18 protein-coding genes and 1 pseudogene are annotated in these 23,753 nt (G+C 42.3%); 7 read left to right on the top strand and 12 right to left on the bottom strand.

Features of this window, described 5'->3' with window-relative positions:
- Positions 1–6 precede the first annotated feature (6 nt).
- The 4 genes and pseudogenes from brxC to EKM71_RS02775 form a co-directional block, all read right to left on the bottom strand.
- Positions 7–3,630 carry a BREX system P-loop protein BrxC gene (gene brxC / locus EKM71_RS02790; RefSeq protein WP_125573155.1) on the bottom strand — a complete coding sequence of 1,208 codons (3,624 nt, stop codon included), beginning with the start codon at positions 3,628–3,630 and terminating at the stop codon, positions 7–9.
- Positions 3,631–3,642: 12 nt separating this feature from the next.
- A complete protein-coding gene (locus EKM71_RS02785; protein ID WP_125573154.1) occupies positions 3,643–4,221 on the bottom strand; it encodes a DUF1788 domain-containing protein in 579 nt (192 codons plus the stop codon).
- Position 4,222: 1 nt separating this feature from the next.
- The gene (locus EKM71_RS02780) at positions 4,223–4,816 is read right to left on the bottom strand and encodes a DUF1819 family protein (protein ID WP_125573153.1); all 594 of its coding nucleotides are present in this window, start codon (positions 4,814–4,816) and stop codon (positions 4,223–4,225) included.
- Positions 4,817–5,223: 407 nt separating this feature from the next.
- A pseudogene (locus EKM71_RS02775) lies at positions 5,224–6,876 on the bottom strand (GmrSD restriction endonuclease domain-containing protein); the annotation flags it as partial.
- A gap of 200 nt (positions 6,877–7,076) precedes the next feature.
- On the opposite strand from EKM71_RS02775, the gene EKM71_RS02770 reads away from it, so the two are divergent.
- The 7 genes from EKM71_RS02770 (at position 7,077) to EKM71_RS02740 (ending at position 16,382) form a co-directional block, all read left to right on the top strand.
- A complete protein-coding gene (locus EKM71_RS02770; protein WP_125573151.1) occupies positions 7,077–7,391 on the top strand; it encodes a hypothetical protein in 315 nt (104 codons plus the stop codon).
- A gap of 604 nt (positions 7,392–7,995) precedes the next feature.
- Entirely contained in the window at positions 7,996–9,072 is a 1,077-nt protein-coding gene (locus tag EKM71_RS02765; protein WP_225417980.1) for a family 20 glycosylhydrolase, read from the top strand.
- A gap of 196 nt (positions 9,073–9,268) precedes the next feature.
- On the top strand, positions 9,269–11,104 hold the full coding sequence (locus EKM71_RS02760; protein ID WP_125573150.1) for a DUF5776 domain-containing protein: 1,836 nt from the start codon (positions 9,269–9,271) through the stop codon (positions 11,102–11,104).
- 217 nt (positions 11,105–11,321) lie between these two features.
- Entirely contained in the window at positions 11,322–12,368 is a 1,047-nt protein-coding gene (locus EKM71_RS02755) for a DUF5776 domain-containing protein (RefSeq protein ID WP_125573149.1), read from the top strand.
- Positions 12,369–13,009: 641 nt separating this feature from the next.
- Positions 13,010–13,975 carry a hypothetical protein gene (locus tag EKM71_RS02750; RefSeq protein ID WP_125573148.1) on the top strand — a complete coding sequence of 322 codons (966 nt, stop codon included), beginning with the start codon at positions 13,010–13,012 and terminating at the stop codon, positions 13,973–13,975.
- A gap of 385 nt (positions 13,976–14,360) precedes the next feature.
- Positions 14,361–15,320 carry a hypothetical protein gene (locus EKM71_RS02745; protein WP_125573147.1) on the top strand — a complete coding sequence of 320 codons (960 nt, stop codon included), beginning with the start codon at positions 14,361–14,363 and terminating at the stop codon, positions 15,318–15,320.
- A gap of 99 nt (positions 15,321–15,419) precedes the next feature.
- Entirely contained in the window at positions 15,420–16,382 is a 963-nt protein-coding gene (locus tag EKM71_RS02740) for a hypothetical protein (RefSeq protein WP_125573146.1), read from the top strand.
- Positions 16,383–16,422: 40 nt separating this feature from the next.
- On the opposite strand, the gene EKM71_RS02735 is transcribed toward EKM71_RS02740, so the two are convergent.
- The 8 genes from EKM71_RS02735 to EKM71_RS02705 form a co-directional block, all read right to left on the bottom strand.
- Positions 16,423–17,472 carry a helveticin J family class III bacteriocin gene (locus EKM71_RS02735; RefSeq protein WP_125573145.1) on the bottom strand — a complete coding sequence of 350 codons (1,050 nt, stop codon included), beginning with the start codon at positions 17,470–17,472 and terminating at the stop codon, positions 16,423–16,425.
- A gap of 137 nt (positions 17,473–17,609) precedes the next feature.
- The gene (locus EKM71_RS02730) at positions 17,610–17,903 is read right to left on the bottom strand and encodes a hypothetical protein (protein WP_125573144.1); all 294 of its coding nucleotides are present in this window, start codon (positions 17,901–17,903) and stop codon (positions 17,610–17,612) included.
- Between the two features lie 6 nt (positions 17,904–17,909).
- Positions 17,910–18,524, bottom strand: a complete 615-nt coding sequence (locus EKM71_RS02725; RefSeq protein ID WP_263853559.1) for a GH25 family lysozyme — start codon at positions 18,522–18,524, stop codon at positions 17,910–17,912.
- Positions 18,500–18,811, bottom strand: coding sequence for a GH25 family lysozyme (locus tag EKM71_RS11210; RefSeq protein ID WP_125573142.1), 312 nt, complete (start codon positions 18,809–18,811; stop codon positions 18,500–18,502). Before EKM71_RS11210 ends, EKM71_RS02725 begins: the two co-directional genes overlap by 25 nt.
- A 15-nt stretch (positions 18,812–18,826) precedes the next feature.
- Positions 18,827–19,237 carry a hypothetical protein gene (locus EKM71_RS02715; protein WP_125573141.1) on the bottom strand — a complete coding sequence of 137 codons (411 nt, stop codon included), beginning with the start codon at positions 19,235–19,237 and terminating at the stop codon, positions 18,827–18,829.
- A gap of 490 nt (positions 19,238–19,727) precedes the next feature.
- On the bottom strand, positions 19,728–20,147 hold the full coding sequence (locus EKM71_RS02710) for a transcriptional regulator (RefSeq protein WP_164504702.1): 420 nt from the start codon (positions 20,145–20,147) through the stop codon (positions 19,728–19,730).
- Positions 20,148–20,403: 256 nt separating this feature from the next.
- Complete coding sequence (locus tag EKM71_RS11030; RefSeq protein WP_164504701.1) at positions 20,404–20,778, bottom strand: hypothetical protein; 375 nt, start codon at positions 20,776–20,778, stop codon at positions 20,404–20,406.
- A gap of 491 nt (positions 20,779–21,269) precedes the next feature.
- Positions 21,270–23,564: a phage/plasmid primase, P4 family gene (locus EKM71_RS02705; RefSeq protein ID WP_125573139.1), complete on the bottom strand. Its 2,295-nt coding sequence runs from the start codon at positions 23,562–23,564 to the stop codon at positions 21,270–21,272.
- Positions 23,565–23,753: the final 189 nt, after the last annotated feature.

Below are 23,753 nucleotides of genomic sequence, written 5' to 3'. Positions count from 1 at the left end.
ACTTAATTACAGTTCAAAATTAATTTTGCCGTTTTCTTCTAGTTGCTGTTTAAGAGCAGCTCTCAGACTCTCAATCTGAACATCAATGTCCGTCGAATTATTCAAATCCCACGACTGGTTAATTCCTAACGCCCTAGCACTGATTGTCTTTCGTTGCATGATGACAGGTTTAACTTGATCGGAACCGCCATCATCATTTTCTTTTCCAATGGTTGGTGGTGTTATATGGATCACCTTTTTATTGCGATTGCGTTCTTCCAATAATCGGTCCATGCTATGAACTAAGCGCATTCGGACAGAACCCGCCTGTTGTGGAATAATAAACAATCCATTTAAGGTTGTCGCGTCCTGCGCATCATTCAGTAAACTTGCAAATTCACGTCGGATCTGGTCACCGAACTCCTCTGTGAGGTGCTCATCCGCACAATATTTTTCTGTCGCAACCTGTTCAGTTTGAATGTCTTGTTGTACCTGACTCAGGCCAGCATCAAATTCATCACTGAAAGCCTCACGAAATGCGATAACCAAGTCTTTAAGTGGCTTAATGTTTCCTTGTGGACGTTTCTTCATCAACTCATCAATTTTAACGATTAAGCCCTTAACTGCTGTACCGGTGACAAATTTTTGTGAGCGATCATAAACAACTTGCTGCGTGTACCCTGATTCCCAGATCTCTTGTTGCGTCTGACTCTGATAGAATTCGTTGATGCCACCCTCATCCATATCATCATGCCAGTCTAGTAAATCATCATGCTTTTGGCTCACTAAACCATAGAATCGGTCCGTATCAGTTTGTGCCAATAAAAGATCCATTAGCTCTCGCCCAGTCTCCAAAACATCTTGTCCGGGATAGTAACTCGGCTTTTGCAGGTAAATGTTTAAAGTCTTGCGCGCTTTGTTCAAACTATCTTGAAGTTCACGCATCAACGTGTCATCTTCATTATCACTAAAGATCTGCTTCTTAAACAGTTCTAGTGCAATGTCTCTCAGGTCTTTCTTCTTGCTCTCACTCACGGCATGGCGTGGTTCCATTTGAACCGCATCCAAATATTGTCGTTTCAAGAAGTACTTCGCCATTTCATTGGCTGGCACTCTCGCCTGCAAACTCAAGGCCTCACCGTTGACGTAGACTTTTAGCTTAGCATCAGCGAAAAGTTTTGCGACGAGCCACCTGGTATCGATTTCACGATAACCATATGGAATCTTATTGAAACGTTCCAGCACCGACTTAAACGAAATCTTGCTGTGACCAGTGTAATCGCGACTAATGCGTTCTAAAACCGCCTGAAGGGCACGTTCATTTTCAGTGGTTTTGACTAATTCACTGCTGTCCTTGAACAGCGCCACAATGTCATTCTCTTGCTTAACGACATCGATATAACTTAAATTCCGATAGATTTCATCAATTAATTGTTCTTCCGCTTGCCCTAAACTGGTAAAGAAATCCTTCTTGCCAGCATCGAGCCGATCACCTTGAACGTAAATATTGGCCTGTTGGAGAACATCTAGTAATTCCTTAGCCACCCGTTCCTTCAATACACCTAGTTCCGTCTTCTTAACGTTCACAATTCGCTGTGAGCGAGCATCTTGGGATTGTTCTTGCGGATTCAGGATAAATTTCTGTATCCGCAAAATCTGCTGTTGGTCATCGACGTATTGTGATTCACCCGGTAAATCAATAATGATTTGGGGCTGTTCTGGTGAATTAGACTGTCGCCGCAACTCACTGTCGTCTCGGTTATCGTCATTAGCTGCCGTAACAATCTTCAAATTGATATCTTGATTGGTTTTACCCACTGGTCGATTATCAACCCATTGATTAAAGACAAACGTATACTGCTGATTTAACTTAGGGTATGTGTACCGCCGCGAAATAGCAGCTGTGCTGAAGAGGTAATCCCCAATTGCTTGAGAAACCTCTCCAGAATCCACTCCTTGTCGCTGAATTTGCTTGCTAATGTCCTGTTCAGCATCGGTTAAGAACTCATACCCTTTGCTGGTCTTCTCTACGATGTTCTGCTCTTGCAGGACCTGTAAGGCTTGCTTAACCTTAGCTTCCAACTCAATTCGATCAGTATCAATTGAATCAATCATAAGCGTCACTAAATTATTCAAAGTTCCATCGAAGTCCTGAACGTATTTGATCATGAATAACGTCTCTAGAACTTGAACAGCAAAGGGATTGTCCTCACCGCTAGGATTAATCAATTCATTATTCTGTGCCCGTTGAATCACAATCATATGCGTGTGATCCAGGAAGTGACTGAGTCCCTGGAAGAAGATACTGAACGGCACTAATGCCCGTGTATCCTCGTTCTCCAAACGCCGGGCAGATTCTTGGAAGACTGCCAACATTGAACGTTCCCCGTTAGCCAAATGCTTCCCATCAGACCCATTCTCACGAATGGCCGTCAATGTATCCTGTAAGAGCACGACTTGATAGGGAACGAACGGATAAAGATCGGCAAACATCTTAGCATCGTCGTACCGTTTCCGTTCTTCCTTACCATCAAAGCTAATCAGATTATTAATGACATGTTGGTTTTCATCAAAGGTGGCTTCCAATAACTTCTCGCTAGACGCCGTCTTCGCCAGTAATCGTTTCTGAATAACTTCATCTACGTTGGCAGAGGACATGGCAATCCGGGTACTGAATCGTCCTTGAATCTTGGAAAAGTCTTGCCCATTAATATTCTTGGTCACCTTATCAATGGCTTGTTGACTGGTAACAATCACCCACGCTTTACCATGTGTATAGGTTCCCAGATCCTCAACGATGCTTTGGAGATTAAGCATCCGCTGTTGACTAGATCCGATATATTGACCAACCTCGTCCACCAAGAATGCCATGTGGTAATTTTCGTTCTGACTCTCAATATACTGATTGACTAATTTGGCAAAACTCTCAACACTGATGGGATACTCTTTCTTAAGTTGATCAATGAATCCATTGGCATCAGCTTCCGACATAAACCCAATTGCAACTAGCGTGTCTCGAATTGTCCCCTTCAGAAAAGCATATGCATTCCGCGCATCAAGCCAGTCCCGATTTTGCCGATCCAATTCCTTGAATTTTTCTTGGAATTCTGTGTACTTTCCTTGAGCAATCAAGTCTCGTTCGAGATCAGCAATCCAAAAGTCAGCCCCGAACAGTCCTAATTGTTCGTTAAATACCTGTAGAAAGACGTTCAAAATAGCATCTTTTTGAGATTTATTACCGTTCTTGGCTTTGGAATCAATGTTAAATAACATTACCTCATTTGGAATAGATGCGGCTAACTTCATGTTTGCCAGTGTCCCTTGATCATGAACCTTGGCATCATCAATAAAGTAATCTAATGCCGATTTTCCGGCTACCTCTCGATTCTCCAAAAGATAGGCTAAAATCTTCAGAAAATGCGATTTCCCAGACCCAAAGAACCCAGAAATCCAGACACCCATATTCGTCGTATCATGCTGAATGCCTTCAGCATATGCTGAAAAGAAATCCTTAAAATGACCGTCCAGCTCTTTGGTAACTACATATTCTTCAAGTTCCTGTTTTACATTAGCATCTTGTTCATCACCAATGGTAATAACACCCTTGATATTACGATCAATCGATTTTTCAAAAATATCTTTAACCTTCATTACGGCTCTCCCCTAATTGATTTGAAATGCTCGGTAGTAGTTATCCTCTTTGGATTCACCAAACATACTGAGACTTAGACTGTCATAGGTTCCCGGATAAAAGAAGACAACGGGAATGCCAGTTATCACCTGATGCATGGTATTTAAAACTTTATGGGCTCGAATTAACGGAAAGATATCCCCAATTCCTGTAACAAAGACAATCACTGGGTCCTCAGGTAGATGCTGCTGCATGTACTGAACCAGTAGGTTCTCAGAGCTCGTCATCTCCAAGGCATTATTCAGCTGCTCCGTCAGGTAGTCGATACCATCACTGGCTTCCATTTCTAGAACATCCTCTTTAATTCCCATACCATCTAGCAATTCCCACATAATCTGGTAGAGATTGAACTCAACAATATCCATGCCAACCGTTTCACGGTTCAGTTGTTGGCGCATGTTACTAACCTCTTCAATAACCAACGGTTGATCCTGTGGGTCAAAAGCTAAAATATAATACGACACTTCATTTGATAGACCTCGGCTCTGTTGAAAGGCTGGATCAGCTACCTTTTCTCGTAAATGTTTGAGTTTTTCTGCTGTTTTTGTCATGCTATCTCCCCAAAAATGCCGCTAACTGGCGGGTCTGCCCTTTTGTATGTAATAGAATCTCTAGTCGCGTATCCAGTAGTGGTCGCTTCACTTGATCATAATCATCTTGTTCTTCTAGTAGGCCTGCCTCACGTAAGAACGTCTTGAAGGTTCCGGCCAATCGCCTAATTGTCTGCTCAGTCCATGAGGCAACCTTGGAACTCTCAACCTGTTTCTGATTGAAAAAGGCTTCAATCTCATAACTATAAAGCTTAGCATCCCCCAAAATTAATTCATTTCGGTAGACTTCGTACAAAAAATCATCAAATAACGAATCCAGTTGTAGGATAGCCGATAAATTCATCAGTTTCTGATTGGTCAGATCTAGTGACGGAAACAGATCAAAGTAATCTTCATCAAGAATATTCACGCGTCGCTTTAGTGTTTGAACCATTCTTAGTGAGCGTGACGTTGTCTGCTGCTGAAAATAGTTTCCCTCTACAGCTAAATACCGAATATCTGCATCAGCATTCCCTTGTTCGCGTAGATCTAAATATTGCGAAAATTCATTGAACCAAAAAGAATGTGCCACCATTGCGGCGCTATATTGTTTCATCGGCTAGTTCCTCCCATCATAGTCATTTCGTTGACAAGCCTCTCACCTGACTTGCAGTTCATTCAAACAGCTTGAATCAGATTCACGCATTATCATCTATTCGGAACCTAATCTTTACCGCTAGCAATTAATGCGAAACCTTCACTAATTATATAAGATTAGGGACTCGGACGCGATAGATTCAACGAAATATACTGCTTTTCCGATCGAATCGGTTAAAAGAATTCTTGTGAAATCTCTTTTTACAAGAATCCTTCTACTTTCATACAAACGAAATTTGCCACTAATTTTTCGCATTAATTTTGATAATCGGTCAAATTCCCTATTACCTCACTTATGACAACATTCCCAGGTAAGTCCAATAAAATAGAGCCCACTGGCCGAATGACCAATACGCTCTACGATGATTATAAACTTTCGAAATAGCGACGAATCTTCTGTGCCATTAACTGCCGTCTCATCCTTAGAAATTCATCATAATTCGAAGCATCGAATTGGCGAACTTCTTCCGGAATGGCATTTTTTCTAAAATTATCTAAAGTCACAAACTCCGTAATATGGGGATTTGCTAAATAGTCCCGCGGAATCTGGTCACTTACTTGTAGGTTCCGTGGCTGTGTGATCTGCGTATAGTTTGCCACCTGGTTATACTGTTTCTGGGTTAATCCTTCACGCTTAAGATAGGCCCGTGGAAAGATGTGGTGCACGTTCCCCTGCTGATTCAAAACACTTTCTACGGTATGGTCTTTTTCCAACCACGCTATGTCTCCACCTTTAACTTGAGCCATTTCAAAGACACGGCAAGAATTTGACCGTGTGGAAGATGTCACTAATTGTTGTGGCAGCTTTACTGCCCAGAAATCCTCTGAAAGTTTCTGACGTAAAACATCTTTCAATACAGCCAGTGGATCTTCTTTAATGAATCGAGTAATATCTTGCCAGCTCTGAGATTCACTTGACCCAGCATAGCGATGGGTTAGAGCCGACATAATAATCCATTTTTTAACAATCATTTCAATTTGGGAATTGGTTATTGCCGCTTGTGCCTGTCGTTTCAATAAGAGGTATAGCGAGTAGCCAAAATTCAAAACACCTAGTCCATTCAATACAAGCGTATCCCGCGTTAGCATGCCAAGACTCTTCAGAATCATTAAGTAACGTTCAAAGTTGGACTGATTAACAACGGCCAGAACCCCTTCTGACAATTTAGCATACGCCGTCTGCATGGCCTCTTCTGTATACGTCTTCTTGTTAAAGTCACGGCCAGAGACCAAACTAATTAGATCCGCGTGACGGCTTCGCCCAAACTCAAATCCCAAGATAACATGAAAAATGTCACCAAATCGCGGATTATAGAGGTTGGTTCGTTCCTTAGTCGCCCACTTAATCTTGGCATAATAGTCTGACGTGCTGAATTCTATGTCGTTCACCATCAGGTTCTGTAGAATCATTGGATCCTCCAGCAGGGTGACAAAATATTCGACTGTTTTACGTAGATCATTACCGCCATGTTCAGTGTCGGCAGCTAACTTTGACATAATAAAGTCGGCGGAACTAAGCTCTGTTCCTTTAGAATTAATGCGATTGAAAATTTCCGTAACCGCACTGATATCCAAATCAGATGACAACATAATGTTACCAACATCATTATTGACTAGATCTTTTAAATGCTGGATCGGGCGTGAAATTTCCATTGCATCATATCCATTGTCTTCTGCGAATTGTGAGACAAATTCGAAAAAATTTCCTTCACCAAACAGTACTGAGATGTCGGAAATCCACCGCTTATCTTTTTCAATCGGACTAGTCAGTGTCTGAAATTCACTCGTCTCCAGCTTAAACGCAATTCTAATTCGCCGCTTTTCGAATTTCTTAGTGACAACCGAATCCCCCATTAAGGCCGCCCGTAAAGCGGTAATTCGTTTCTGACCGTCAATAATAATCCGTTTGCCCTGACCGATACGCCCATCTTTCAAGCGAGCCTTCGGATTATCCCACGTAATGATGTATCCAATCGGGTACCCGTGGTACAACGAATCAATCAGATCACGTACTTTAACTGTGTTCCAAACATTTCATTTCCTATTTTCACGCTAGCCTTGCAAATAGGTAACATGAAAAGTCACGATTCCTTGCAATTATTTTTTAATTGCCACAAAACTGACATATTATGACACACCACCCCACTATACTTACTTTATCAACTTAAATAACAACCAGTCATCGCGTTTCTCCTTCACTTTAACCAGGAGGTTTTTCAATGATTCTATCCTATGCGAAACTCTCTCAAAATCTTTACGATGCCGATCTTAACGTCCTGTGTAGAACTTATGCGCACGACGATTCGCACCGCGTCACTACTTCAAATGCGACTTCACTTTTCTCCATCACTCCTGACGAATCACCCCATCACGCTGCCCGTTATCAACTGATCGGTGAGAACAACGCCAACTACACGTCTTATCTAAAGCTACGTGACCTCGAACAGGTTCTCTCGACGCCTACCGATGGCTCACCGAATTTGCAATACATCCCACCGCAATCACCAATCTTAACGATCTGGGCTTCACCGTGACTGGCCATCGCGACCGATCGACACTGCCGATATTCCAGCCCTAAATAGTGACAACGACTACCTGTAAAATCAGAACCGCTATACGATTTACGACCAATCAAGTAAACCTGTTCTTGAAAATTCTCATCCCCTCCTCCTGGGTGAGGTCATCGGCTGTCCCTACTTGAAGCTGATCTCCAAACTACCAAGTACCTCCTCATATGGTCAAACTGCAAGTTAGACCCCGCTAACAGTGACCTTTACATTAGGGTCACAGCCTACCGAATATCCGCTGACTACCTGATCACCAGCCGTGCCGACTGTACCTGTATAGCTAAATCCCCAATTTCTAAAAGCAGCCGTATTATTCAGTCCTACAGTTGCCCCCTATTATGCCCTATGCCCTGAACTGTATCTCACCGATTGTCTCAGTGTCCTTTGATTAGCGATTGTATTTAGGTAAAAATCGTCGTTGTCTATCCCCGTAACCATCCTCCCCAACACGTCCTCACAAATTTTCTACCAAATATGACTCAGTAATCATCCTTTCATTGACCCCACTAAGTCATAAACAGTATGCTAGGGGCAACTGTATTATCAGTGACTCACCAGAGGAGGAACCCCATTGAAGCGTCGTTCATTCATCATGATTATTCTAATCAGTTTCTGTTTAGCGCTCATTCCACCAATAGCCACTACCGCTCACGCGACGCGGCGTTCCCAGCTGGATACAAAACAAGGACTCCTCATCGATCTCGGCCGGCACCCTCTTTCCGAGAACGCCCTCAAACGGGTCATTTCGGCCGCGGCCGATCAGCATTTTACCTACGTAGTCCTTCACCTCAGCGACAACGAGCATCTCAGCTTTCAGTCGGCCTATCTGGGAAACCGGGCCTCGAAGACGGTCTTGTCACCCAAGGCGCTTAAACGGCTGGTCACCTATGCCAACCATCGCCAAGTCCAATTGGTCCCAGACGTCGATTTACCTTCTCATGCGGGCGCAATTCTCAGGCAGCTTAAACGCAAGCATGGCAAAACATACCGTGCCGTCAAGCTTGATCGTAAAACCCTCGATTACACAAATCCCAAGACCATCGCCGTCGCCAAAAAAATCTATCATGAACTCGATGCGAGCTTTAAAAATCAACCATTGCACGACCTCATTATCGGTGCCGATGAAGTTCCGGGAACAGACGGCGATTACCGCTACCTAACTAAGTTCGTCAATCAGCTCAATCGCGATCAAAACCAACGCGGCTTTACCACCGTCGTATGGAATGACTCAGTTTTAAAGAAACAGTTGCCTAAATTAGATGCCAACATCGTGATCACCTACTGGTCCCAGTCTGGTAATCACACCGAGCGTGCCGAACTCGTCAATCGTCGATCAAAGCGGGTTTCAGTTCCCGACCTAATCCGCCAACATCGCCAAGTCGTCAATTGCAATAGCTATGCGACCTATTATCAATTACAATACATCGGCAACGCCGCCTACGACACTTACTTCTTAAACTATCTACGCAATGACTACACACCCAATATGTTTAATGAGATCGATCAGACCCATCAAAATGACAATCGCCGCCTTGAACCAACCGTTATGACTCGAGGGACCCTCATCAGCCTCTGGGGCCACGACTCTCAGCACACTTCGACGACCGCAATTGTCACTTTCATTCACCGTTTAGTTGTCCCTAAATAGGTCACGACATTCCGGCATGAGCGAGTCACATACTTAAATCTGTGAGTCTTGTTTAATTCGTTAGACCACTTGATTTACTGAGTACCGTCCAATAATTTAAACGTTGTAATAGCGGGCTTACTTCCACCATATTAGTTTGTTTATATGATATACTACACTTATAGTAACAGTGCAAAACGTATAAGGGGTGTATTAAATGAATCGACTAATCCATCAACTCACTATTTCCGGGCTGACGTTGCTGTTACTAGGCGGCGTCGTCAGCCCCAGCGTAGCTTTTGCCGACACAACTAGCCCAACACCAACTGTCACCGCCAAAGCGGATAACCAACAAGTCTATCCGATCCGCGCCATGGAAATGATGTATACCCTCATGAGTGGCAAAAACGGCAACGAAAAACTTTATTGGTACCCCAAGTGGCCCACCAGCATCACGCAAAAACAAGCTCAAGATCCGCAATTTATTCAAGGTCTCAATGACCTCTATCCGGAGATTACGGATATTGAAAATCTCACGCGAACCTTCGCAGATAGCATGGTTGACATCAGCATCCTGCCCGGTGAGTCCATCGTTGACTATCAGTTCCGAGAAGTGGGCGGCGAAGAAGAGGCTGGTATGACCAAAGCCGAGTTTATCGACAATAGAGTGCTAACTGCCTATCTACCCGCCTGGATAATTGGCACAACGGCTAAATTTATTACTGGTCAGATCACGCGTTCAGAGATGCAAACGAGTTATGAAACGAACTTCCGTCCTAAAATAGTCGGCATTGCCGGTATGGAAGCCATCCTGTCTGTTTATGATAATCTCTTCAAAATTGAGGACGATGACCTCTTCCTTAATAACGCTCAGGGATTAATGAGGGGAAGCTTAATGAGCGCTCATCTTGGCAGCCAGTCGAACGAACAGCTGGCCACAATCGATCCGGAAGCCGGTGCCAAACAAACACGAGCACTCATCACCGCACCGATGGCCAATTATCTTCATCCTTTAGGCGATGGAACCTATGAAATAGACGGTTTGGTCAGTTCTGAATTTCAAAACTTCAGTTCCTGGTTTGAAGACGCCGTCACGCCAGATCCTGACCCCGATCCCACACCAGTGACAAGCCAACCGGTGACTGTCCACTACGTTGACGTCAAAGGAAAGTCGCTCGCTCCGGCTAAACGGTTAACGGGTAATTTAGGAAGTTCCTATACAACTTCTGGTCTTACCATCAAGGGCTACAAGCTTTCAAAGGTGCCCGCTAATGCCAAGGGGATTTTTACCAGCCAGGCACAGACCGTCACCTATATCTACAAACCCGAGACTCAGACTGGTGGGTCCGGTGCAACGGTTTCTCCTAAGGGGAAGACCATATATGGCATCAAGAAACTGGGTCTATACAAAAAGCCAACTTTTACTAAGAAAAATCGACTCACCGTATATGCCCAAAAATCACGTCAGAATCGGCCTAGGTTTGTCGTGACCGGCTATACAAAATCAGCCAGTGGTGCTGCTCGCTACAAAGTTCGTGATGTGAACCATCACAGCAAAACTGCAGGCATGACCGGCTACATCACAGCTAAGAAATCCGTTGTCGCCCCAGCCTACTATACGAAGACACCTCCCAAAATAACGGTGACTAATCCCAAGGGAATCAATGCTTACGCTAAAAAGGATCTGACCAAGAAGAAAACACACTACCGCCAGGGACAAGTTCTCAAGGTCAAGAAAATTGTCCACTACAAATTAACAACCCGCTTTGTCCTAAAGAACGGTCGCTACGTGACGGCTAATAAGAAGTTAGTCATCGCCGGAAAGAAGACCATGCCTAAGAGAATTGTCACCAAGACCGGGATTAACCGGTATCGGTCAACCAATCTGACAAAGCACTCTCGTACCCGTCATTATCGCAAAAACACCGTGATCAAGGTCACCGGCTGGACCTACTCCAATGCCAACAATTTCAAGAAGCGTGATACCTTGCGCTATAAGGTTAGCGGTGGCTATGTGACCGGAAACTCTCGATACGTTCAAAAAATAAAATAGTTAATGCTTTAAAACGTCCAACGTCCGTGATGATTCATCGCGAAATTGGACGTTTTTTGACTTTTCCGTTATTGCAGTGTCTCCCCTAAGAGCAGCACTTCCTAATCTCTTTCAATTGATCTATAATCAAACTATTGATACGGTTACCGTCTAGCCATCGTGACCACGCACTCGTAATCGCACTTTACAAACTCATACGCAATCGGAGGCTTCAATTATGCATCGTTCAACATTACTTCTGACCCTTGGTGCCCTTCTTTCCTTGGGCTTCGCGCACCCTATCTCGGCTCAAGCCAAGGCTAGTTACTATACAACTAATCCTGGTATTATCCGGGTCAAACGAACCGCAACCTACTTCAAAGATGCGGCTCAGAAACATCGGGCCTCGACCGTTCACAAGGGCCAATTTGCTAAAATCTCAAAGGTGATCGTAAAAAACGGTCAATCTCCCGTTTTAAAGACCGCCAAGGGCAGATACATCACCGCCAATAAGAAATATGTTGCCAAGACGTCAGGTTATCAAAACCCTAAGCGTTACTATCAGGTTAACTACCGTCAGATCAAGGCTTCCCAAACCCGCGGAAAAGTCGGCTATACCGTCAAACGCAATTATGAAGGCATTAAGACTTGGAAAATCATGCGTCGGCTGGGAACTGCCAATGGCTACAATAAGTACAATTCAGCAACCTACTATGCCGTTAAGAATTTCCAACGCAAGCATCACTTAAAAGTGACGGGAAACGTTAACGAAAAAACCTGGGTCAAGTTAGGTTTCTCCAAGTCCAGCTGGACCGGAATTGATTCCTACATCGCACCATTAAAAGCCCATGCCTGGGATGGTCGTCAAGCACATATTGAAGCAATGATTCACCAAGCCTATCAGTATAAGGGCAAACCATACTTAGTGGGTTCATCTTCTAAACCAATCTATGGCACGGACTGTTCTGGACTCGTCATGCAAGCGCTATACGCTGGTGGGATTAACATGAAGTCCATCAGCTCTATGCACCACGCCTACCCCGGCAATGAGTGGAATTCCCGTAACATGTGGGCAAGTAAAAAATTCATGCACGTTGCCTACCGCCACAAACGTCGCGGTGATCTGGTCTTCTACTACCAACCTGGTACCCACACCATTTGGCATGTTGCCATCTATCTAGGTAAGGGGAAAGTTATTGAAAGTTGGCCACCACGCATCATGGTCGCCAATATTCGAAACGGCCAACGCTCAGATATTGCCGGCATCGCTCGGGTCTTTCACTAGCTGAGTCTTTGACTGTCAGCCACAATGAACAAAAACGATTAGCTAGATAGCTATTAAAAGGGGCTGCATCCCATAATTACGGGATGCAGCCCCTTTTAATCTGTTACTAAACGAGGTTGTCATAACAAAAATTTCGCGCTACACCGACTACTTCCAACTGCAATTGGCACCTTCCGAAGACTCTACATCACTCGCCAGGAGGTTCTACAAGTCACTAAAATAGCCGCATTCTTCAAAAATCATTATCCAACCAGAACCCGCAACCAGTTTCAATCTGTCACCAATTTCATGCACAGATACTGAGCCATTAGCTTACTGACTCGCAACTATTTAACAGAAGAAAAGACGCCACTTTAAAATGGCGTCAAATCTGCGATACTGTTCATTTCTTTGAAAAAGAATGCCGCGGCAAAAGCTTGGGCTAAAAAACAAAGATGCTAGAAAAGTCATTAATGCGTGTTCGGCGGCAAAAAGTTTTCTCCGAAATTATGCTACCACAGACGATTTACAAGAGCTTAGGAAGCTCATTTGTTAGTGTGCGACATACCCTACTGATTAAAATAGCGCTTTCCAACACGACTCAAATGGCGTTATAATAGGATTGTAGGGATTGTCAGGGGAAATTATTAGGGGGTATTAGATTGTTTAAACTAAACGGTAAAAATGCTTTATTGCTCACATTAGCTGGCATCATTGCTGGCAGTTTGAGTATCACGAGTGCAGCTGCTGAAAAAGTAAGGCTTGTAAACACAGGAAAGCACGTCGATAATTTAATTCATAAGGTTGATATTAATAAACTTTCCTATTTTAGGACTGATTATGATTATTTAACAAAGCCCTCAGTACTGTACAAACATAATATGTATCAAACTTATAAACTTAAAAAGTCAATGAAGTTAACTGACCAATCGAAACGTAAAACGGTCACTTTGCCCAAGGGAACTGTCGTTGCAGGCATGAATGACGGCCATGGAAACCTGATTAACGTTAATAGTACGGCTTTGAGTATCCAAAATCAAAAAAAGGTATTTAAAACCTTAAATAATTGGCGTTTGAGTTATCCTCTAGAACAGAACAACGGAGGGGCTAAACAACCCTACACTAGAAATACAGCCTTCTCTTACCAGTCACTCGCAACTTTTCCTTTTTTATCTGTCAAATCTAATAACAGATTTGACGTTGGTGGTGCACCGTTACCATTCATTTCAGTTACCGCGGATAGTCAACTTGTTTATCACACAAAAGGCTCAAGATTCAAGCCAACACGTTATGTCAAAATTAAAAAGTATAAGCGAACTCACTCTGCAGTAACCTACTATCTTGCTAAACCAATTAAAGGCGTTGCAACCCAAAAGGTTAAGTCTGGTAAAACTCATCTATACCGTGTCACTCTTAAAATGGGAAATGTTTTCCAAGCATTTTTCAATTCTACTGGCGACAGTGATGGCTATAACATTACCATAGATAATGGTCGTCAAGCTTTCTTCTTCCCATTAGGATATCTTGGAAGCAACTACATTAGACCTAAAATGGGTGTTACAGGCGTTGATTATGTCTCTCCTACTGATGAAAAGATAGCCGCAGCCTTTATCCAAAAATTGTACTAAAAAATAGCTACCCTTGAGGTAGCTATTTTATATGCAATTAATTAAATAAGCGTCTTGTCAAAATGGTAAAGTCGGTTCTTCTGCATGTGAGCAGTATGATTGACCGTATCACGATAAGTGGCACTTCGGGCTAACAAAAAATGGGACAAAAAAACAAAGATGCTAGAAAAGTCATTAATACACGTTCGGCGACAAGAAGTTTTACCCGAAATTATGCTACTACAGATGACTTACAAGAGCTTAGAGGACTTATTGGCCAACGTGAGACATACCTGTCAGGACGACACCCTAACGATTAAAATAGCGCTTTCCAACAGGCTTCCAATTGCGTTATATTAGACTCATAGGAATCTCCAGGAGAGATCATTATTAGGAGGAATTGGGATTGTTTAAAATAAAAACAAGTGCCTTATTGCTCACGCTACTAGGTGCTATTATGGGGAGTTTAGGTGTTACCAGTGCATCTGCGGAAAAAGCAAGGATCGTAAATACGGGACAGCATGTTGATAGTTTAATCCACAAGATTGATATTCGAAATCTCTCATACTTCGATACACCGTATGATTCAACTAATCCATCCACTATGCGTAATAACAGTCGTTGTCAAACTTATAAATTAAAAAAATCAATGAAAATTGCTAATCAAAACAAACATAAAGAAGTTACCTTACCTAAGGGATCTGTTGTCACTGGACTTAGCGATGGCAAAGGAAATCTAATCTCTATTGAGAACCCCTCTCTAAGTATTAAAAATCAAAAGATGGTTTTCAAGACCCTCGGGAATTGGCATGGGAGTATACCGATATCCAAGAACAATGGTGGTGCTCAACAACCTTACACTAGAAACACCGCATTTTCTTATAAATCTTTAGCTATGTTTCCATTCTTATCGGTTAAGTCAAACAACCCTGTATACGACGCTGGTGGGTATTCGTTGCCTTTCGTTTCGATTTCAGCAGATAGTCAACTTGTTTACCACACCAAAGGCTCAAGATATAAGCCAAAGCGTTATGCCAAAATTAAGAAGTTTAAAATGACTCATTCTAGCATCACTTATTATTTGACAAAACCAGTTAAGGGTGTTGCAACTAAAAAGGTTAAATCAGGTAAGTCTCATCTTTATCGCGTGACATTTAAAATGAGCCGCGTCTTTCAAATGATGTTCGCTGATTACGACACCGACGGTTACAGTCTCACGATTAACAATGGCAAGCAATCCTATTTCATTAATCTCCGTGAAATAGGTTGGAATTATATCGGTTCAATTGTTGGCTTGACAGGCGCAGATACTGTTTCACCTACTGACGCAAAAATCGCTACCGACTATGTTCAAAGCTTGTACTAAAAGTGCTATCTACTTAAAGGTAGCGCTTTCCAATGAGTCTCAAATGGCGTTATAATAACAATGTAGGATCTTCAGGGGAAACCATTAGGAGGTATTAGATTGCTTAAACTAAACGGTAAAAATGCTTTATTGCTCACATTGGCTGGCATTATTGCTGGCAGCTTAGGGTTCACCAGTGCATCAGCCGAAACGGCAAGAATTGTAAATACGGGGAAACATGTGGATAACTTAATCCATAAGGTTGACATTCGAAAACTCTCCTATTTGGGAACACTTTACGACTACTCAACCAACCCCATCACACCAGAACATCAAAATCCATTTCAAACATATAAACTGAAAGAACCACTCAACTTGACCAATGAATCTAGACACAAGGTGGTAACACTCCCCAAAGGAGCTGTTGTGTCTGGCCTTAGTGATGGTCACGGCAACCTCATCGGCGTTAACAATCCTTCATTAAGCCTCAAAAATCAGAAAAAAGTCTTCAAGACTTTGGGAAATTGGAATCAAAGTTATCTGGTTTCAAAGAACAACGGTGGTGCTAAACACCCCTATACTAGGAATACCGCTTTTTCTTACAACTCACTTGCTAGTTTTCCTTTTCTTTCCGTAAAATCAAATAAGCCGGCTTATAGTGGCTATGTCTCATTACCATTCATTTCTGTCTCAGCAGATAGTCAGCTTGTCTATCATACTAAGGGATCGAAGTTTAAACCCACACGATACGCCAAGATTAAGAAATTCAAGCGAACCCACTCAACAACAACCTATTATTTATCTAAACCGATTAAGGGTATTGCCACTAAAAAAGTTAAATCGGGTAAGTCTCACCTTTATCGCGTAACTTTCAAAATGGGACACGTTTTCCAAATGATGTATACCGACAATGACACTGATGGCTATAACCTTACTATCAATAATGGTAAACAAGAATTCTTCTTTTATCTTGGAGATCTCGGTTGGAAGTACATCGGCTCAGTCGTTGGTTTGACAGGCGCGAATTCCGTGACAGCTGAAGAGGCTCAAATAGCTACTAATTATATTCAAGGACTGTACTAAAAAGAGCTACCTCAAGGTAGCCCTTTTATTTTGCAATTAATTAGATAAGCGTCTTATCAAAATGGTAAAGTCGATTCTTCGCCATATGTGAAACACCATTCTTCACATCATGGTAGGTAACACTCAAGTAAATATCACCACCGATAATCTGAATGTTTTCAGTTTCAACACCAGTATCCTTAATGCCCTTCGGCGTTAATTTATCCACAAACTGTGTCCATTTACCATTATAAAGACGGGTAGGATTACCGCTCTTATCCACCCCAACCTTAAACTTCCAGATCCCTTTAGCGCCTGACGTCTTCTTTGGATCGCCAATACCATTTTCACAAACTACGTACACAGACCCTGCACTTGTTAATGCCAACCCTTGCAAGGAACGGTGTGGCCAATTTTCACCTGTCGACGTAGACAGGTCGAACATTTTTGCCTTTGTATATTTCATGAAGTTACTTACAAGGCCCTGTTTGGTACCCTTAATGGTAACTTCTGGATTAGCCTTATTAAACAGTGCGTCAATATCATCAAGATTGTAAAGTGCCATACGGCTCTTAGTATCAGGATCAAATACCCACACTGCAATATTTTTTTCATAGTAATCAATTGCAAATTCAACACGATCGGGTGTACCAAGACTCGCTCCACCAACGTTTTGAAGAGAACCAATTCGCTTCAACTGATCATAATGAACAGCGGGATTGTTGTTACCAAAGTCCTTAACCGAAACTCGAGTGAGTTGTGTCGCATAGTTATTCTTCACCGTAGCAGTCTTCTTGGTCGCAACAATTAGATAAGTTTGTCCATTCCGATGGTACACTTGTAGTGATCCAGAGTGCCCAACAGGATGTCCTCCATCGAGACTACCAGTAATCTTATAATTAGATACTGGTGTAATATGATTTTCTGTAGCTTCTGTGCTAGATACATCATAATTATACTTAACGAGCCATAACTCGGTACTGTGGTTATGTTGAAAGACACCATACCCAACACCAGGATCATCCTTATCAATCACAAAGCTTTGTAAGGCATTTTCAGGAGTAAGATCAGAAGTTCCAAAATCAGATAGCAAATGAGGAGTAACAGACATAATAAAACCCTCCGAATAAATTTATTTGCCATCAGCGCTGATAACAATATTAAGTATATTCGGGCTCAAACCTTGATGCGTGCGACTTTCGTGCTTTTTGAAAACCAAAAGAGCCGAGCATAATGCTCGACTCTTTTTTAGATATCTCTATCCACTTTGAACAAGGTTTTTAGTTCTTCATCGTGCCGAGCAATCTTAATATCGTGCTCATGTAACTTGTCGTCTATGGTTCGGTGCTCCCGATCTTCAATTTCACGCATCGCATGAAATTCATGTGTTAAGGCGTTGAGTGCATCACTTAGGTTGCGATTTTCATCACGCATGGGCTTAACGACAATCACGCGAAATAGGTAAAAAATTCCTCCGCAAATAGTCCCAATAATACCTAATAGGCTCGCAATATCCTCAATAGTCAGACCGAGTAAACGCAAATTAAATCACCCCTTTTCGTATTTGACCTTTGCCGTATCAGCTGTAATGTACATATCACGGCTAATCATGAGGCTATGAGCAGCTCTGTCGGCAGGAACACAAACTAGTGAGCTCCCCTTAGACAATGACTCACCAGCTGTGCCGGTCAGCGTAGGATCGGTATATACGGGGACAGAGTCCGCTGTAATCGTATATCGCCCACTTTCTTGTACAAACTTACCAATGTCATTTTCGATTGGTACTTCATTCTTATTAGAGTCAGGCACTTCATCAGTTCCGATATCCGGTTTTGAGGCCTCAATTGTCCCACTCAAAGCGCCAGTGAAATCATATGAAAAATCCGTATTGAGTCCGTGGCCGTTATCGGTATATTGCCAGGCTGAGGCCCCATTAACGCCAGGCTGGTTAGTTCCGTATGCGGCTACCCAGATGGGTGTATTGTTGTATAAAGCACTCTTATTAATCCGGCCACTGGTAAACCAACTACCTGACGCGTAGACCATGAGATTTGCATAGCCTTTCCCCGATAGGTATTTTAAAAACAAATTGATGTCATGAGTCACGTACTTTTGTAACACCTTGTCTTCAACATCAATTACACAGACCGTTGTTTTATCCAAACCAAGTGCCCGTATCTTTTTGTAAAACCACTTAGCTTCATTGACCGGATCATTATCCCCATATTTTGCGAGTTACCTAAAAAATAATGGTAAACGCCTACGGTCGGAAATACCTTAAAGGCATTAGCCACTTGTGTTGGTGCCTTGGGATTAAAGTATGCACTACCACTCTCTGACCCCTCAGTTAATTTAATAATGACAGCGCCTGCGTATTGACGAAGTTGCTTCATATAGCTCAAGCTATCGCTTTGATAGGAGGCAATATCTGCTACTTCTTTAAAACTCATTTTCAGTACCCCTTTCTAATTGACTTCACTTTGATCATCCGGGTCAGGATCAGCTGTGGCTTCAATTGTTTTCGATACTTTATGCACATCTCCGCCAATATTATTCTTGTAATTCTGATAGGCCGCTTCAACCTTTGCCCCCGCAGTTTCGGTAGAGATTGTCTTGCCAAGATCCTGCATCGCATTAATAACGAATCGCACAGCTTCAGTTTTTCGATCGGCACTAGACAAGTTAGCCATGACCGCCATTTCTGCAACAATAGCAGCGGCGTAGTCATCAGCGATTTCTAAATCATGTCTTGTATTTTCACTCTTCTGGGTCTCAATCTTGGCTGTAATCAGTGGACGTAACAATTTATAAATTGCCGGTACAATAGTCAATACAAAAGTCAGCACGGACGCAATATCAAAAGTTCCTTTCATCATAGGTAACACCCCCCCTTCATTTTTTAAATTTCTACAAACCAGCATCAGTAGTGTGTGCGCTTTGTCGGACTACTTTTCAAATACTTTAGTCGGGAATCTTAAATCAAAAAAATCTTTACCAATGTATCGGCCATAATCGCTTTCTCATCACCATCCAAGTCACGAAAACAACCAAATCATATTTAATCCCACTCTCTACAGCAAAAAGGCGCAGCACCAGCTACGCCAATTGTGTATATAAGGAAAGAAAAAACTAGTTGTTTAGAGACAAAATATAATCGGAGCACCTAGGAAGTAGTCGCAGCATATTGAATTACACCGCTAATGTCATGATGGGAATCGAACCCATCACGGCATAACCGGAAGAACCATCATAGACATGACTCACCGGCAATCCCTTGACGGAATTACCATATTACAAGTATATGTGGCTTTGAACTGTCGTGCGTGCAAATTTTGTATATTCTTTCAGCTACACATTTGATTTGTTCTAGGGTCTAATACCTAATTGATGGACTACCTTCTCGAAAAAGCTCGTTCGCTTACGACTAGCAACTGTTCGTCCAATATGAAGTTTCATTGCGACCCCCGTAATTGTCAACGTCGAATTACGCTTGAAATACAGCTCGGTAATGATTTCCTGCGTAAGATCATCAGACTCAGCCAAAGTAACTTCAACGACGTATTGATTAATACGCAAATTATGAATTGCTTTACTAGTCGCAATTGTCATGGCTTGGTATTCGACACCTCGTGAGCTTCTATTCTGTTTTCGCCGACCACCAATGCCCACATCAGGTTCGAGATTAAATGGGCCAAGGACCTCTTGTTGAATATATCGAATGTTTTTTTCTGTTTCAGGATAGTCTCTCAGAATTTCCTCTACAAAATGAAACGTAGCTGTCCTCACAAGCATCACCCTTTCATCGTTATTTACTTTTATTTTTCAACCTTAACTAACCTTTGCTAACCTAAGAACATAGAATACTTCTCTGGCTTTCTCAAACTGAATCAAGCGCTCAATATAGGCGTTCGTTTTCTCTAAATTTTTTCAGGGACTCTAATAGCGTCTTCGACTATAAAACCTCTGAACCATTGGCGCAGGAATATCTGCATAGAATGGTCAAATAAATTGTTGCCTCCCTTTTGCGTACAACTATGTTTTTTCATAACCGCTTCATCATCTCTCGTAGCCAGCTTGGCTTACGCCGCATTTCCTGACAAATATCTTTAAACGTGGTCCCTGATTCAATCAAATGTGATAAGTGCTTTCGATCCCCTTGCGTCAATACATAAAACGTCTCTTTCGGATGTTTCTGATTAACCCATATTCGACTTTTACCCATTCTTTTCTCAATGTACGACTCCACAAATCCACGCTTATATAGCCAAATCGTTTTGATGAGACCTACACTAACTGGATCTCGAATTCTATTAGCCAGCCTATTTAACTCTTTGGTAACTTTAGGCGGCCATTCATTACTTCCATATCTTGCTTCAACTTCTCTAAGCCGTGATAATAGTGGCTTATTTAGTGTCATCGTAATTACCTCACAATTCTCACTGCCTCATCCACACTCCTAACAACGCCATATAAAACTAAAAAGAGTTGAATAAATGGTGTGAATCTCTTCTAGCTAGTTACTCGCCCTCTTCTAAACATAGGAATCATCCATCTGAAGGTCCAAAACCACAAAGAGCAGTAAAATTTCTAGGAAAAAACCTAATTTCCGTTTTGTATTTTGTATTCACTTTCTATAAAGTTATCTCCATTGCCTGTAGGTGTTATGCAGGGGCATTTTCACATCTACACTGCTTCCCATCCCTTGATACACGTGGGATATGTAGGCAATGTAGTAAATGTAGGCACTTTTATCCATTTTCTTATATATCTTTATTTATATTAATTGATGGTATATAGAAGAAAGTATGCATAACTGTACACAGCTCAACGGGGCCAAGCGATTGAGGGGGCCTACAGCTGCCGACACACCCCTACATACCCTACATTCGTTACTTGTTAGTCACCATCTCAAAAAGGCTTTGCATTCATTCTCAAGCTAAGACCCACATAATAAACGCCTCGTGAATCTCGTTTCTTGATATACTTATCACCCATTTCTGTACCAAACTTGGTTGAATTCATCAAGTATTGAGAATTGTCATTAGTCCATTGCTTATACCGCTGATATAATTGGCTGGCCCGAACCAGTTCACCTTTACCAACCGTGCAACACTCCTCCATAAATCCTGCAGTTACATCCATCTCATTTCGATAGTCTTGGCTTGCTTGAACCACACTTTCTGGTGGCTTAAGCCCTTCACGTTGCCATTTGATTGCTCCCTCAACAGCCCAATTAAGAATTCCAACTTCTTCACGTTGAAGCTTATACTTGAGATCCTTATCAACACGATTATCTGAAATCTTCACAGCAAATGGGATTAACATCAGTCGCCGCCAAATACCATCATCGGTTCCCCTAATGAATGGCTTGTGATTAGTCGCTAGCCACAATTTAAACTCCGGTTTGAACTCAAACTCTTTTCCGTATAAATAGCGTGCTGTCACCGTATCGCCACCAGTCAATTGCTTAACTAGTCCCTCATCTAGTCGTAGTCCATCGTTGGGTTCACTAGAAGCAACCAATCGTGCTCCCTCAAGACGAGCAATGTCTGAGTTAACTGTGGAGCTATTGTTCTTAACCATAATTGAATCAGCCTGCATCGAACGTGCATAGTTTCCTAAAGTGTCAACAATCGTATCAATAAATATTGACTTACCATTGCGACCATTCCCATAAAGAATGAACATAACCTGCTCTTTTGTGGAACCAGTTAGTGAATAACCCACTGCCTTTTGAACGTAATCAATAAGTTCTTGATTATTGTTGAAGATCTGGTTGAGAAACAGTTTCCACTTTGGGGCATCAATCGTCTCGCTATACGCCACCGATGCCTGCCGTGAGAACAGCTTCTTAATATCGTGATCATTCAAAATTCCATTTGAAAGATCAATATAACCATTTGCCACGTTAAGCAATGTCTTATCATTATCAAACTCACCATGAAGAACGGGAACCCGGTGTTTCAGCTCTTCCATCATGGCCTTCTTTCCAGAATTAGAACGAGACCTTTGGATATGTTTTTGAAATTTCTCAGTAGCATGTTTTTCAGATAATTCGCTATTCGGTGGAATGCCTACTTTTTCATTCTTCATATTTTCCACAACATTATCTACTAAACTGTGGACTTGGCCGGTTTCATCTGTCACCCAATAGCTACCGTTGTACACAATCCAAGTCTTGTCCGTGAAAGAATATTTGACCAGTCCACCATATCGATCTATAAAGCGATCCGCATTCCCTGTGTCATCATAACTACGAGGCGGTGTGTCTTTCTTTCCTTCAGTTTGGGTACCAAATTCAGAATTGTATTTCAACGGTGCTTTAGGGTGATTGAATACATCATGCGTTTCATTAATCGCTTTGTTCAGTGTCGCAACCCCGTAGGTCGTTTTGCCATGCTTCTCATCCCACTTTCCACGTATCAGATTCGACTGCCGAAAGATACTGTCCATCTTCGCAAAATCTCGACCGGTCCAGAAAGCCAAATCATTAGCGAATGCTAGGTCAGCTTCAGATTGGGAAGTATAGAACTGTTCCCAACCACCTTCCATGAACATCCGGAATCGCTGACCAGTTCGTGAGGACTCAGCTCGCGCTATAACTTCCGTTTCTGACAAATTATTCAACTGTGGTAACTGATTATTTGCTAAAGGCACCTCACTGCTGGTTCTTAAATAGCGGTCATACAACAATTCCATTAGCTTAGGTTTTGGCCGATTGATTTCGTTGTATGGACCGATTTGGTTACCTGTCATGGCAAAGAAACGCCCTGACGTGTACATCTCAACATTACCTTTACGACGCCGATCACCCGGAATTTCTCCCTTAACAATGATATGAATTCCCGTTCCTGATACACTGGTTTCAGCATAAGATTTCGTGATGGTAAGAAAGTGTTGAACTTCATTTTCATCAACCTCTCCTGCGCGCCAGCGATCAAGATCTTGGTCTAAGTGATCAACATCAATACCAACGTATGGGGGCTGAAAATAAAATCCCAATCCATCCATACCATAATCACCCATCGCTTGCAGGGCGGTCTCAAAATCTGACCAGGTAGCCGGGTCATTAGATTTTCCATTCCCACCATTGGATGGATCTTTGGGGTATTTGGTATACTTTCCTCGTTCTGGTTGCCACTCGAGTTTATAAAGCCCCCACCGTTTCAGGGACTTGAGCTCCTGTGGAATTCGTTCATACATTTTGACACTCCCTTCTATAACGGCAAATCATTGTCCGAAATTCCAATGGAACCACTAGCATTAGCGAATGGGTTACGAGGATTCGTTTAGGAGTGGCTTTAGCTGGTGCACCTGTTGCCTGGAGGATATATTGAAAACCATCTAAATCGTATTAATTGGGTGCCCGGCTTTTCCAGTTATCCATGAAGT

Source organism: Levilactobacillus huananensis (assembly GCF_003946145.1).
Lineage (GTDB): Bacteria > Bacillota > Bacilli > Lactobacillales > Lactobacillaceae > Levilactobacillus > Levilactobacillus huananensis.
Note: the sequence above shows the minus strand (reverse complement) of the source record. Positions and strands in the feature narration are given on the sequence as shown.